This window comes from Thiospirochaeta perfilievii (assembly GCF_008329945.1).
GTDB classification, from domain to species: Bacteria; Spirochaetota; Spirochaetia; order DSM-2461; family DSM-2461; genus Thiospirochaeta; species Thiospirochaeta perfilievii.
This window is the reverse complement of record NZ_CP035807.1, coordinates 1802396-1816202: the sequence shown is the minus strand read 5'-3', so window position 1 is coordinate 1816202 and position 13807 is coordinate 1802396. Positions and strand designations below refer to the sequence as shown.

The following is a 13807-nucleotide window of genomic DNA, read 5'->3' as shown; positions in this document are numbered from 1 at the left end:
GATAGTAAATGAAAAGAGTTTGGTATAAAGAGTCAGTTTTTTACCACATCTATCCACTGGGGTTTTGTGGTGCTCCAGAAAAAAATGATTATAACTTAGAACCTGTAGAGAGATTGTACAAAATATTAGATTGGATCCCCCATCTAAAGAGTTTAGGGGTAAACGCTCTATATTTAGGGCCACTATTTGAGTCAGAGGCCCACGGTTATGACACTGTTGACTATTTTAAAGTGGATAGAAGATTAGGAACTAACGACACTCTTAAAAATGTTATTAAAAAGCTTCATGAAAATGGTATTAGAGTTGTATTAGATGGGGTTTTTAACCATGTTAGTCGTGATTTTTTTGCCTTTAAGGACCTACAGGATAGGGGAAGGGAGTCTATATATAGCCAGTGGTTTAAAGATGTTAATTTTGATAGTACAAGTCCATTAGGTGATAATTTCTCCTATGGGTGTTGGAGTGGACATTTTAATCTTCCTGGTCTTAATCTTAAAAATGAGTATATCGAGAACCATATTCTTAATGCGATTACCATGTGGGTCGAAGAGTTTGATATAGATGGACTTCGATTAGATGTTGCAGATGTTTTAGATTTTGACTTTATGAAGGATCTGTCGACCTTTAGCAAGACAATTAAAGAGGATTTTTGGTTAATGGGTGAGGTAATACATGGAGATTATACAAATTGGGTTAAACCTGAGATATTAAACTCTACTACTAACTACGAGTGTTATAAAGGGATGTACTCAAGCTTAAATGATGGAAATATGTTTGAAATAGCCCACTCTTTAAAGAGGCTTTTTAATACTGAATCAGGGCTTTATAAGGATCTAACCCTATATAACTTTGTTGATAACCACGATGTTAATAGAATTGCTTCTACACTGTCAGACAGGGCATTTTTATTCCCTCTGCATATTCTACTTTTTTCAATACCTGGTGTTCCGTCAATCTACTATGGAAGTGAATGGGGTGTAGAAGGAGTAAAAGAGGGTCATTCGGATAGCGTTATTAGGCCTAACTTAAACCTGTTAGATCTTAATAAAAGTTATAAGTCAGATTTAAAAGATGTTATTTCTAGACTTAGCAGTATCTGGTTAGGTTGTGATGCCCTAAAGCTAGGAGAGTATAGGGAGATAATGGTAAAGCCGGAACAAATAGCCTTTGAGAGGTCTTTTAATGGGGAGAGAGTTGTGGTTATTATTAACTCAAGTTTTGATAATATTACCCTTGACCTACCAATTAATTACAGTGGTAAAATATATGACATACTAAATAACCAGGAGTTCGATATTACCCATAGTGATTTTGTTGTTCCTGTCTCTGGTATGTGGGGTAGAATTCTTAGGCTAAGTTAGGGTTAATTCCTTTTCAATATTTTCTCTTAAGAGTATATTATACTCTATTAGGAGAAGATAGATATGATCCCAGTTATAGGTTTAACAGCGTTTACCCAACCAACACCCCAAAAAAAGAGGGTTAATGTTAGTTACCACTATATTGAATCTATAGAGATGGCTGGAGGAATTCCTATAGTTATTCCAGAGTGTCGCCACCCTGATATTGCTAAAACATATTTAGATCGAATAGATGGATTAATTATATCCGGGGGAGATGATGTCTCTCCCTATCTATATGGTGAAAACCCTATTAATGAGGTGGAATACTTCTCTGTTGAGAGGGATCAGTTTGAAATTGCCCTTGTTAAGGGTGCTATTAAGAGGGGTATCCCTGTTTTTGGTATCTGTCGAGGGATACAGATAATTAATGTGGCCTTAGGAGGTACTCTATTTCAAGATATAAGGGTTCAAACTGGATCTGAATTTGGTCATAATCCTAAAGCTATGCCAGTTGATAGGCTCTATCACAAGGTTGTTATAGAGGATAATACAACTCTTAGAACTCTATTTAAGGAGAAACTCTTTTTAGTAAACTCTTTTCACCACCAAGCAATTAAGGAGTTCGGTGAGGGGCTTTATGCATCTGCTTACTCCCAGGATGGTATTATTGAAGCTATAGAGATGAGGGGTAATAAGTTTGTTTATGGAGTTCAGTGGCATCCTGAAGATTTAACAAGAGACTATCCTGAGTTTAGAGCTCTATTTCAGCATCTAATGGATCTAGCCCTTGAAAGAAAGGGCCTTCCCCACATGTATTATATTTAATCCTTAGTTCTTACATATATATGAGAGTTTGATGAGCCATCATTAAACTGTTCTAGTTTAATCTCTATATAACTAAGGGATTTTATAAGTGTACTTAATTTGGTAAACCCATAATTTCTAGGATCGAAGGATGGGTTGTTTTTATTTATATAACCACCAACTCCCGCAAGGGTTGCCCAACCATCCTCCTTAGAGACAGCTTCTACAGCGTGTTCAATTATATCCCTATTAACCATATTCTTTTTCTCTTTTATATCCTTTTTTCTTAGGATCTCTGTAAAGACAAATTTATCACAGGCTGATACAAAGGGTTCCGGAGTTTTTTCTTCTCCAAATCCATAAACAGTAAGTCCAGACTCTCTAATTCTTGTAGCTAGCCTCGTAAAATCACTATCTGAGGATACTAAACAAAATCCATCAAGGTTTCCCTCGTGGAGGAGGTCCATTGCATCAATAATTAGGGATGAGTCTGTAGAGTTTTTCCCCTGGGTATAACTAAATTGCTGCACAGGTTGAATTGCATGTTTGTGCAGGTGGGGTTTCCAGCTTTTAAGGTTTGTTGTTGTCCAATCCCCATAGGCTCTTTTAATACTGGAGATTCCAAACTTTGCAATCTCCCCTAATAGCTCTGCACAAATTGATGCTTGAGCATTGTCTGCATCTATTAATACAGCCAATTTAATATTTTCATTTTCTGACATATTATAATAGTAAGTGTATATATCTATATTATCAACACATTTTAACTTCTATTAATACGGCTTAGCCTTTAATCTTACTTTGTGATCATGTTTAGAGTCTCTATAACTCCAATAAACAATAAATGTATTCTTTTAACCCATTTTGTATCTCTAATTATTATGGCTGTGACAAAACAACACACCCTATACCTGAACTAAACTCTTATGGGGAATTTTGACTCTTTGGCCTTAATGAATCAATTCTAGACCTCTTTATATGGGTTTAGAAGTTGGCACACTCTTTGCTTTATAGTTAGTGAAATAGAAATTATTAGGAGGGTCAAAAAGATGACACTAAGATATAGAGATGAAGTAATGGATAATGTATGGAACAACTTTTTTGGTGGGGATAGGGTAATTGAAAAGTTCTCTCCACTTTATGATGTTGTAGAGAGTGATAAGAGTTATACCCTAACCTTTGAAATACCAGGTGTAGAACAGAATAGTGTTAACATCGAAATTAAAGATAGGGAGTTAGTCTTAGAAGTAAAGGAAGAGAAGATTACTAATGAAGAAGAGAGTAAGGATAAGTACCACGTAAGAAATAGACTTTCTAAATCCTTTAAAAAAGTTTTTAGGTTACCAGATGATGTTAATCCTGATGAAGTTTCAGCTAACATGAAAAATGGTCTACTAACACTTGTTGTTAATAAAAAAGAAGAGGTTCAACCTAAAAAAATAGAAGTTAATATAAATTAGGGTGTTTTTAGGGGAGGTAAAACTCCCTTTATTTTAATTATAATTCTTCAAGCTCTTCGCTAAATTCGGACTCAGGTGTTTGATTAGAGATATTCATATACTTAGAGATAATATGTATATATTCAAGGTTAAAATCTAGGGACGATATAAATTGATATGGTAGGCTTTTAACTATTTTCCCAGTTAAATTTATTCCCCGGCCATAGTAGAGAATCGTATATTTGTAAGTTTTATCCATTTCCAAATTAACTTGATTATGCCTTAGATCTAACTCTATATGTCTATTTGATAAGCTTGCAATTCTACCATGGCAGATTAAAACTCCATCTTTAAATATTTGAACTTTGTCTATTGGAATTTTATTGATACTTATTTTCTGATTTTCAGTAAGTTTTGTATTGTACAGTTTCTTATATAAAGAAGAGATATTGGAAAGATATAAAAATATCTCTTTATAGGTTTCGGGTATGTTGGTTAGGGTAAAGTCTAACATATATACATTCTCTCTCATTGCATTGATACTCTCCATTCTGCCCTTAATATAGAATGAGACCGGTGAGCCAAAATATGTAGAATCAAATGCTAAATTTAGAGAGACTAATTTTTTTTCAAACTTCTTAAAAAAATCAATTTCGTTTTTTCCTAGGAATAAAACCAAAGAACAACTCTGCAGAGATATAGAAGCAGGGGAGCAGTGGAGAAGATAATCATCAATTTTTAAACGACTCTCTTCTGGATTATACCCAACCACCTTTAGTAAAAAAGTATCTAATTTAAGTATGTGTCTAGCATACTGTTCTAATAATTTTACCTTTTGATACTCTAACACAATCCCAACCTTATTTTAATTATACTTAAAAGCTTATTGTCCTACAAGATTTATATATTATAAACTAGACTATGATTAAGGAAGTAGATATATCTGTACCAATTGAAAAGTACCTGGAGAAATTAGGTTATAAGGTTAGAAGTGAAGTTAAAGGTTGTGATATTACCGCAATTAAAGATGATAATCTTATTGTCGTTGAGTGTAAAACCTCTGTTTCTTTAAAGTTGATTTATCAGTGTGTAGATAGGCAGGAGTTTTGTGACAGTGTCTACCTTGCAATTCCAATTTTAGATGGTAAAAGAATTCCCAATAGAAAATATCTTTTAAAACTCTTAAAGCGATTGGAGTTAGGTCTAATAACAGTAACTTTTTTAAAAAAAGGTGTCGAGTTGATGTTATTTTAGAACCTAAAGAGTTTTCTAGAAAAAGAAAGCTAAAATATAGAAGTAGTATAATAGGGGAGATCAATGGAAGGAGTGGAAACTATAATCGTGGTGGTTCTGTAGGGGTTAAGCTTATGACTGCCTATAAGGAGTCTTCTATAAAAATCGCTAAACTTTTGATTAAAGAGGGACCTAAAACAAGTTCTCAACTAATTAAACTGGGAACCTCTCCTAAAACCTACTCTATTTTATATAAAAATTATTATGGTTGGTTTGTTAAATCTGAGGCTAGGGGTGTATACGATATCTCTTCAAAAGGGCGATTAACCCTTGAAGAGTATGAGTCATACTTAACTTAAAAGATTTTTTAGTTTGCCCTGGGTCCCTGCATTATGAATGTTTGTATATCCCTCGGACTTTAACACTCTTTTTGCAACAGATGATCTTGCCCCACTTGCACAATATAAAATAATTGGACTGTCTTTGCTAAGCTTAGCTTTTTTTGCACCATTAATAATCTTATCGTGTTGAATATTTATGGCGCCTTTAAAATGTCCACTTTTATACTCTCCAGGGGATCTTACATCTACTATTTTTCCGCCTTCTGATACTATTTTTTTTGCATCAGCACTCTTTAATGATGTTCTTCCAGTTAATAATTTAAATATAAAAAATGTTCCTACTATAACTACAATGATTATTGGATCCATACTACCTCTCTTTTTTACTATATATTAAGTATGCTATATTTATTTGTAATATAAATCAATTAAATAGTTTGTAAAAAAGTAAAAAAAACCTTTAGAGATAATCTTTTTTAGGATAAAGTTATCATATGTTAATATTTGTAATTTCTGCAGTAGTTTATTTTGGTATAGTTACATTCATTGCCCAGGGGATGGCTCCCCAGGAGTATAACAGTAGGTCTAATACTTTAAATGAGTTAGCTTGCCAGTCATACGAAAATAGAAGCACAATGCAGTGGGGCTTTAAAGGTTTAGGTATTATTATTTTTGCCGGTATTATTGTTAATATAAACGATGCAGTTAATGAACCCTACTACTATGTTCCCCTTGGTTTTTTCTCCATCTTTACATATCTCTCAGGTGTCTTTTCTACAAAACCCTTTGAACACTTGGTTTTCTACTCCATTAAGGAGTTCAAATTAAACTCTTTATTCAACCAACTCTCTGGGCTCTCTATATCTCTACTAATTGTTATGAAGTTATTTGTCGAATTAGGAAGTCTAAATAGAGTTATAAATATTATGGTATTAATATTAAACCTATATCTATCAATCCAGGTAGGAAGAAAGAGTATCAATAGGGGAGTTTATCAACGAGCTCTCTATTTTATCAGTTTTTTATGGCTAATTTATGCTAATTCTGTAATGATGAATTAAGGGAGTTTTTATGAAGAGATTACTTATTATACTTATTTTTATTACAACTTTTAATGTCTTTAGCGGGAATAAAGTCTCTATAACAACTAATAGTGATAGAGTTATAGCAAAAATATTTTTAAATAGAGATGAATATATAATTCTAAATGAAAATTTCTTATTTTTAACCATTGAGTCAGATGAATATAATTTTGTTTTTACAGGTTACCCCGATGGAGAGCTACAAGAGAGTGGAGATGTTTATTACTCTAAAGAACTAAGTCTAGAGGGAAGACTGCTTTTAAAGGATGGTGTTGAAGAGGGGGATTACAATATAAACGTAATTCTTGGGTTCCAAACCTGTGATAAAGCGGGTATTTGTAATATCCCGGTGGAAGTTTCTGAGGAAATTTTAGTAAAAAAGGAAGGTAGTAGTTACAATGTTCCAGTAATAATTGGACTTTTACTTACTATTTCAATAATCATAATACTTATTTTAAAAAGAAGAAGGCGTTTTGAATAGAGAAGATGCCATTACTGTCGATTTAACAGCTGTGATTTTAAGGGTTAAGGAGAGTGAACCCCAGGTTATGACTGTACAGTCCCCACTTTCCCTGCCAAGTGGTGCCTTCTCTCCTGGTAAACATAGAACGCTAGAGTTAGGTTTACGGTCATGGGTACAAGAGCAAACAGGGCAAAAATTAGACTATGTAGAACAACTGTATACATATGGTAACTGGAATAGAAATAGTGTTAGTAGGCACGGAAGCAGAAATGTAACAGTTGGTTATTACGCATTAATACCCTATGTTAAAACAGATAAAAATCTTCCTGGTCGTTGGGTAAATCTATACTCTTTTTTCCCATGGGAGGATTTTAGATGTGGAGTTCCTAGGATTGTTACAGATGTAATAAAGCCGAATATTTTAAACTGGGTATCAGAGGGTTTAGATGAGGCTGAGAGGGAACTTCGCCTTGAACGTGTAAGGGTTAATTTTGGCGATTTTGAGACCTGGGATATGAGTAAGGTTCTATTTCGATACGAGGTTTTATATGAGGCTGGCTTAGTTCAAGAGTCCCATAGGGATTGGGATGACTGGGCAAAAAGTGCTGGTTATATTTTACCAATTACATGTAAAAAAATTGAGGATAAGGAGTATAGAAAGTTATCCCAAGCCTTTGGAGTATCTATGGAAGGAGACCATAGAAGAATACTTGCTTCTACAACAGCAAGAGTTCGGGGTAAAATCCCCTATAGACCCATTGTTTTTAAACTTCTTCCTAAGGAGTTTACTCTACTAAAAATACAGAGAGTATATGAGAGTTTAACCGGTGTTCTTATGCATAAACAAAATTTTAGAAGATATATAAAACAGGGGAAATTTGTTATCGAGACTGGGAACGAGGACTCCAGTGGGCCTGGTAGGCCTGCAGCCACCTATAGCTTTCGAAGCGGTGTAGAAGCTGAGAGAATAAATATTGGTTTAAATCTACCCTTCAAGGGTAAGTAGTAGTTCCTTTGCCTTTTTGTTATTCGGGTAAATTCTTAGGGCTAATTTAGCACTATTGATAGCATTGTTTTTACTCTTTTTCTTCTCATATGCATTAGAAAGGGCTATTAATCTATCAAATTCTACCTCTTTAGGCCACTGGTTTGTATCTAGTGATTCAAGAATTGATATGCCTTGGTTTATATCCCCACCAAAGAACTTAGGAGCATTTATTAATCCATTAGCAACTATAATAGAGGAGCGTATATTGTCTTTATCAAGTTCAAGGGATCTTAAAGCCTGGTCATTTATATCCTTTGAGTTTTTTATTATATATGGTATTCCCTTCTGAAGCATAATATAGCTTCCAGCTTCTGATATTACCCTATAGTTATCAGAGCTCTCCTTTTTTTTATTAGCCCTAGTAGCAAAATCTATGGACTTTTCAAAAAACTCTATCGAAGTTTTGGAGTTCTCATCTGCAAGATAGGCTCGACCCATTAATAGATAGTTTAGGCTTAACTCATAATTTGTTAGCCCTTTTTTTTCTTCTTCTATTAAGTAATCAATGACTTCTAAGTTAGTTATTTGATTGTTTAACCAGAGATCTATCTGGCTATTTAGGTTATTCATAAATGTTAACTGGAGTAGTAATAATATAATCATAACTTAAATTATATAATATTTTTTAAGGCTAGTCTTGACTTTTTTACCTTGTAAGAGGAATATGCTCATAAAGAGTATAAATTAATTATGCTCATTATGAGTATTAATAAGGAGTCCTTATGGGTGTTTTACCAGAGTATTCAAAAGAAGTTAAAGAAGCTACAGATCATCTATATGAGCTAGTAAAAGATGTTATCCCAAGAATGGAATGGGAAGTAAAAGCTCCATATATTTATAGAATTAATCAGCTTAAAAAAGAGAAAAACATCCTAATTTTGGCACATAACTATATGACACCGGATATTTTTCACTGTATATCTGACATAAAGGGAGATTCGTTGGGATTAGCTAGAGAGGCTGCAAAAACTGATGCCGATACGATACTTGTTTGTGGTGTTTACTTTATGGCTGAAACAACAAAAGTATTAAGCCCAGATAAAAGAGTTTTAATATCGGATCCAACTGCAGGCTGCTCATTAGCCGACTCTATAACAGGTGCAGATGTAAAAAAACTTAGACAGGAGCACCCTGGTGTTCCTATTGTTACCTACGTAAATACTACAGCAGAGACAAAGGCTGAAGTTGATATTTGTTGTACATCAGGAAATGCTTTAAAAATAATTGAGAGCATAGATAGTGATGAGATTCTATTTGTTCCAGACCGATTTTTATGTAGAAATATGCAGACTCAGACTGATAAAAAATTAATTGAGTGGTCTAAGGGTAGTTGTGAAGTACATGAACTCTTTACTGTGGAGAGTATAAATGAATTTAGGGCAGCCCATGATGGTTTAGTTGTAATTGCTCATCCAGAGTGTCCAAGGGAGATAGTTGAGGCCTCGGATTTTTCTGGTTCCACAGCAGATATGATAAATTTTGTAGAAGATAGAAGGCCTAAAAAGGTTTTAATGGTAACTGAGTGCTCTATGAGTGATAATTTAACAGGAATGTATCCTGATGTTGAGTTTGTTAGGCCTTGTAATCTATGTCCTCATATGAAGAAAATTACCTTGGAAAACGTTTTAGAGACTATGGAAACTATGTCCCCAGAAGTATTTGTTGCACCTGAGGTTATAGATGGTGCTAAGAGATCTGTAGAGAGGATGCTTGAGGTAAAATAGTGGTAGAAAACACCATTTACGATCTTATTATAGTAGGTTCTGGTGCTGCAGGACTAACAGCAGCCCTAGAGTCTGGTAATAAGAGTGTTTTAATAATAACAAAGACTAGTTCTTTTTCCAGTGGAAGTAGCCCTCTTGCCCAGGGAGGTATTGCTGCCTCTGTAGGTAGTGATGACTCTGCATCCCTTCATTATAACGATACAATAAAAGCTGGGGTCTACTCAGGGAGATCAGATCAGATCTCATTTTTAACTAAGATGGGTGTACCAGCTATTGAGAACCTATTAAAAATAAATATGGCGTTTGATAAAACAGGCTCTGGACAACTGGATAGAAATAGAGAGGGTGCCCACTCTAGGAGACGTGTTTTAAAGGCTGGAGGAGATTCTACTGGCAGGATTCTTGTTAAAACCCTATATGAAGAGGCTTTAAAGCGAAAAAATATCTCTTGGAAACATAGTGTTTTTGTATGTGATCTAATAATAGAAAATAATTCAGTTCAAGGTATTACCGTTTATAGTGATAATGATGGTTTTATAACCATAAGATCAAAAAGAGTTCTATTGGCAACAGGTGGACTAGGCCAACTATTTGGACATACTACAAACCCAGTTGAGGCCACAGGGGACTCTATGGCCATAGCCCTTCGGGCAAACCTTAAATTAAAAGAAATTGAAATGGTTCAGTTTCATCCTACTGCTCTAAATGTTAAGAGTGGAGACTCCTTAATGCTATTAACCGAGGCACTAAGAGGGGATGGAGCACTTCTTGTTAGAGGTGATGGAACACCATTTATGGGAAAGTACTCCCCTCTAAAAGAGCTAGCTCCTAGGGATGTTGTTTCTAGGGCAATATGGAATGAGATGAAACTTGGTCATGAAATATTTATAGACCTTAAACCAATTGATGATCTAGGTAATAAATTTCCAACAGTATCTTCATTTTGTTTAAGGGTTGGTTTAAATCCAAATAGAGAGTTGATCCCAATAACACCTGCAGTCCACTATGTTATGGGTGGCGTAGATATAAATAGAGAGCTCCCAAGTGGGTTAGGTGTAGCTGGAGAGGCTTCCTATACAGGAGTTCATGGAGCAAATAGGTTGGCTAGTAACTCTCTATTAGAGTGTCTGGTATACGGTAAATCTGAAGTAGAAAGAGTTTTGAGTGAGGATCATGAGTTAGTAGATATTGACCCAAAATATCCTGATTTAAGCAGAATATTAGATTTAGTTGATATAGATCTCTATCGAAGTAAACTACAGGGTATTATGTATAATAACTGTGGAATAATTAGAAATGAGAGCTCTCTGCTAGAAGGTGAGACTCAATTGATTGAGCTTAAAAAAATGATTATTAACTCCCCTATTTACAGTGGGAATAACTTAACATATAGACATGTTGTTAAGTGGTTAGAGCTAAATAATATGGTTAGCTTAGGGTTAAGTTTAATTGGCTCTGCAATTTATAGGAAAGAGAGTAGGGGTGCCCACTACAGGGAGGATTATCCAAATACTTCCATTAGGTGGGACAGAATAAAAATCGAAGGAGACAGCGTATGAATATTAGGAAAATCCAGTATAAAGAGATTATACAAAAAGCTTTACTAGAGGATTTTAGTAAGGGAGGAGACTTAACAACTGATGCTCTAATCCCTGAAGATGCTACTGGGGAGACTGTTTTAAGAGCTAGGGAAGATGGAGTTATTGCCGGTCTCGAAGCATCTTTATACGCTTTTAAAGCCTTAGATAAAAAAGTTACCTTTGAAATATATAAAAAAGATGGAGAAAGTGTTGTTATAGGGGATAAAATTGTAAAAATTACAGGAAATGTTAGAGCAATGTTATCAGCTGAGCGTACCTGCCTTAACCTTCTTGGAAGGTTATGTGGTATAGCTACATTTACAAATAGACTTGTTAAGGAGATTGAGGGAACTGGAGCTAGAGTTGCAGATACTAGAAAAACAACACCTGGGCTTAGAGCCCTAGAGAAGTATGCTGTAAAAGTAGGTGGTGGAATTAACCATAGGTTTGGTCTAGATGATGCAGTTATGATAAAGGATAACCACTTAGCTTTTAGCGAATCTATTAATGATGCTGTAAATAAGGTTAAAGAGTATGTTGGCCACACTGTTAAAATTGAAGTAGAGGTGGATACTTTAGATCAACTAAGGCAGCTAATGGAGAATCCTGTAGATATTGTTCTTCTTGATAATATGAGTCCTGAAACATTAAAAGAGGCTGTTAAAATTGTAAATGGTAGAATGACAACAGAAGCTTCTGGAAACATCTCCATAGAGACAATAAGAGCTGTAGCTGAGTCTGGAGTCGATATAATTTCAAGCGGTGCTGTTACCCACTCGATTAAAAACTTTGACATAGGGTTAGATCGATATTAGCATTAAAATATGTTAAATGAAAAAAGTTTATTAATAGAGGGATTATTAATTCCTCTAGTATTTATATTAATATTGTTCATTGAACTAAGCTGGAGTAATAGGCAGGTAGTTAAGAGCAATATTTTTGCAAATGTCTTTCATTTTTTAGGAACGTTATTATTTCTGTTAACTGGATATATAAGTAGTATATTTACCCATAACCTATCTCTTATATTTGTAATCCAGGGGTCCTTATTTGTTCTTTTTACAACATTACAACTCTATGATGTTACTCTTAATTATAAAAAAATACTCTTATTTAGCATCATATTTAATACTGTATTGTTTACTCTTTTATCCTTATTTGACTCTGTTGAAATCCGCTACATTCTAGTCTCAATAGGCCTCTCTATCCTCTTTCTTTATGGTATTGCTCTTCTAATTGTAAAGACAATAAATAAGCAACGAAAATTATTATCCCTATTTATCTGGGAATTATTATTTGTTGCAATCTTATCGCTATTTAGATTCACCCTTAATGGGCACACAATTTTTACCTCCCTCTATATTATTTTGTACTCCCTCTTTTTTCTTTTATGGAATTTCTCTGTATTATTAAAAAGAAACTCAATATATCGGTTCACAATTGAGAAAAATAGTGAAGATATCCGTCAAATTCAAGAGGATTTGAATATACTAAATAATGTCTTTTCCGAGAGTTCTATTGATTGTAGCCAAGATGAGCTCTATAAGAATATTTTTGACTTAATAGGTGAAAGGTTTTATACACAGAAGTCTGTTTTATTTGTTTTAGATGATAATGATAAATTGAATATATCTTACTCTGTTGGATTTTCTAAAGAAGATATAGATACTCTTTTAAGTTTTAGTTGTGGTAAGGAATTAATATATAACAGTTTTTCAAATATGGTAATTTCTGAGGTTTTAACAGGGGCTATTGAGGATGGGGACTTTAAGAGTCTACTTTTTAATAATAACCTAATTGGAGGAGCTTGTTTTCCCCTCTATACCGCAAGTAGTAGGGTTGGAGTTTTATTTGTTGGTATAACACCCAGAAGTACAATTATAAATAGTGATAAGGAGATATTTTCTTCTATCTGTAGACAGATTTCTGGAGTTATATCTGGTGTTTTACTTCATAATAAGTTAAAAACAATGGCTTCGATAGACCATCTAACAGGGATATATAACAGGAGAGAGTTTTTTAAGCAGTTTAGAGGAGAGTTTAACTCAACACTAAGACACAAGGATAGTTTTACACTATTTATGGTGGATATTGATGATTTTAAAAGTGTAAATGATAACTATGGTCATGATGTTGGAGATATGGTTTTAATTAAGGTTGCCCAACTAATAAAACACCAATTACGGTCAAATGATCTTTTTGCTAGATATGGAGGAGAGGAGTTTGTTGGGGTTCTATTAAGAAGTGATAAAGATGGGGCTTCAAATAAGTTAAATAGAATTATTAATAAGGTTAGTAGGATTAGAATTGTTAAATACCCAGATATCAAAATAACTATATCTATTGGTTCTTGTTGTTATCATCATCAATATGAAAATATAGAGTCAATTGTAAAAAGAGCCGATATTTCTCTATATAAGGCTAAGAAAGCGGGGAAAAATAGGCTCTGTGCAGAGTAAAGGGGAACTATAGCCCCCTTTTATTACTTTATATCCTTAATCTTATTAACTATATACTCTGGAAGTGTAAACGGAAAGTCTACCTCTGATGATGTAGCAGGATACTCACCGTCGACCTCTTTATAGATTATTAGAGTTTTATCAACTCCAATATCCTTAATTGCTAGGGTTAATAGTTGTTCGTCTCTTTTCAGCTCCTTAAAATTACTAGCACTAATTTCCCCTAGAAATTGTAGCTCTTTAGCTTCATCCCCACTCTTTGTTATAATCTTTTCACCCTTAGTTACTATG

16 protein-coding genes are annotated in these 13807 nt (G+C 34.1%); 12 read left to right on the top strand and 4 right to left on the bottom strand.

The annotated features are described in order from the left end of the window. Positions 1 to 8 precede the first annotated feature (8 nt). Positions 9 to 1361, top strand: a complete 1353-nt coding sequence (locus EW093_RS08260) for an alpha-amylase family glycosyl hydrolase (protein WP_149567943.1) — start codon at positions 9 to 11, stop codon at positions 1359 to 1361. Positions 1362 to 1424: 63 nt separating this feature from the next. Further along, complete coding sequence (locus EW093_RS08255) at positions 1425 to 2168, top strand: gamma-glutamyl-gamma-aminobutyrate hydrolase family protein (RefSeq protein ID WP_149567942.1); 744 nt, start codon at positions 1425 to 1427, stop codon at positions 2166 to 2168. Here the strand turns inward: EW093_RS08255 and EW093_RS08250 are convergent. Next, positions 2165 to 2869: an NYN domain-containing protein gene (locus EW093_RS08250; protein ID WP_149567941.1), complete on the bottom strand. Its 705-nt coding sequence runs from the start codon at positions 2867 to 2869 to the stop codon at positions 2165 to 2167. The two genes, EW093_RS08255 and EW093_RS08250, sit on opposite strands and share 4 nt — an antisense overlap. A gap of 327 nt (positions 2870 to 3196) precedes the next feature. Between EW093_RS08250 and EW093_RS08245 the strand changes: the two genes are divergently transcribed. Then, positions 3197 to 3607 carry an Hsp20/alpha crystallin family protein gene (locus EW093_RS08245; protein ID WP_149567940.1) on the top strand — a complete coding sequence of 137 codons (411 nt, stop codon included), beginning with the start codon at positions 3197 to 3199 and terminating at the stop codon, positions 3605 to 3607. Between the two features lie 37 nt (positions 3608 to 3644). On the opposite strand, the gene EW093_RS08240 is transcribed toward EW093_RS08245, so the two are convergent. Continuing rightward, on the bottom strand, positions 3645 to 4436 hold the full coding sequence (locus EW093_RS08240) for a hypothetical protein (protein ID WP_149567939.1): 792 nt from the start codon (positions 4434 to 4436) through the stop codon (positions 3645 to 3647). Positions 4437 to 4507: 71 nt separating this feature from the next. Here EW093_RS08240 and EW093_RS08235 point away from each other — a divergent pair, with 71 nt between their 5' ends. After that, positions 4508 to 4840, top strand: a complete 333-nt coding sequence (locus tag EW093_RS08235; RefSeq protein ID WP_149567938.1) for a hypothetical protein — start codon at positions 4508 to 4510, stop codon at positions 4838 to 4840. Then, the gene (locus EW093_RS08230; protein WP_149567937.1) at positions 4753 to 5178 is read left to right on the top strand and encodes a DUF2161 family putative PD-(D/E)XK-type phosphodiesterase; all 426 of its coding nucleotides are present in this window, start codon (positions 4753 to 4755) and stop codon (positions 5176 to 5178) included. The genes EW093_RS08235 and EW093_RS08230 overlap by 88 nt, the downstream gene beginning before the upstream one ends. Here the strand turns inward: EW093_RS08230 and EW093_RS08225 are convergent. Further along, entirely contained in the window at positions 5170 to 5529 is a 360-nt protein-coding gene (locus tag EW093_RS08225) for a rhodanese-like domain-containing protein (RefSeq protein ID WP_149567936.1), read from the bottom strand. The genes EW093_RS08230 and EW093_RS08225 overlap by 9 nt on opposite strands. A 125-nt stretch (positions 5530 to 5654) precedes the next feature. On the opposite strand from EW093_RS08225, the gene EW093_RS08220 reads away from it, so the two are divergent. Genes EW093_RS08220 through EW093_RS08210 form a run of 3 tightly spaced genes read left to right on the top strand, consistent with a single transcriptional unit; the run spans position 5655 to position 7711 of the window. Beyond that, complete coding sequence (locus tag EW093_RS08220) at positions 5655 to 6221, top strand: hypothetical protein (protein WP_149567935.1); 567 nt, start codon at positions 5655 to 5657, stop codon at positions 6219 to 6221. 10 nt (positions 6222 to 6231) lie between these two features. Then, entirely contained in the window at positions 6232 to 6723 is a 492-nt protein-coding gene (locus tag EW093_RS08215; protein ID WP_149567934.1) for a hypothetical protein, read from the top strand. Then, positions 6716 to 7711: an NUDIX hydrolase gene (locus EW093_RS08210; protein WP_149567933.1), complete on the top strand. Its 996-nt coding sequence runs from the start codon at positions 6716 to 6718 to the stop codon at positions 7709 to 7711. The genes EW093_RS08215 and EW093_RS08210 overlap by 8 nt, the downstream gene beginning before the upstream one ends. On the opposite strand, the gene EW093_RS08205 is transcribed toward EW093_RS08210, so the two are convergent. Continuing rightward, positions 7691 to 8356 (bottom strand): hypothetical protein, encoded by a 666-nt coding sequence (locus EW093_RS08205; protein ID WP_149567932.1) that lies wholly within the window; start codon positions 8354 to 8356, stop codon positions 7691 to 7693. The two genes, EW093_RS08210 and EW093_RS08205, sit on opposite strands and share 21 nt — an antisense overlap. Positions 8357 to 8475: 119 nt before the next feature. Between EW093_RS08205 and nadA the strand changes: the two genes are divergently transcribed. The 4 genes from nadA to EW093_RS08185 are packed head-to-tail and all read left to right on the top strand — an operon-like array spanning position 8476 to position 13516. After that, positions 8476 to 9477 (top strand): quinolinate synthase NadA, encoded by a 1002-nt coding sequence (gene nadA / locus EW093_RS08200; RefSeq protein ID WP_149567931.1) that lies wholly within the window; start codon positions 8476 to 8478, stop codon positions 9475 to 9477. After that, on the top strand, positions 9477 to 11036 hold the full coding sequence (nadB, locus tag EW093_RS08195) for an L-aspartate oxidase (protein WP_187759886.1): 1560 nt from the start codon (positions 9477 to 9479) through the stop codon (positions 11034 to 11036). Before nadA ends, nadB begins: the two co-directional genes overlap by 1 nt. Next, positions 11033 to 11872, top strand: coding sequence for a carboxylating nicotinate-nucleotide diphosphorylase (gene nadC, locus EW093_RS08190; RefSeq protein ID WP_149567929.1), 840 nt, complete (start codon positions 11033 to 11035; stop codon positions 11870 to 11872). Before nadB ends, nadC begins: the two co-directional genes overlap by 4 nt. Positions 11873 to 11881: 9 nt before the next feature. Beyond that, positions 11882 to 13516: a sensor domain-containing diguanylate cyclase gene (locus EW093_RS08185; protein WP_149567928.1), complete on the top strand. Its 1635-nt coding sequence runs from the start codon at positions 11882 to 11884 to the stop codon at positions 13514 to 13516. Positions 13517 to 13807 lie beyond the last annotated feature (291 nt).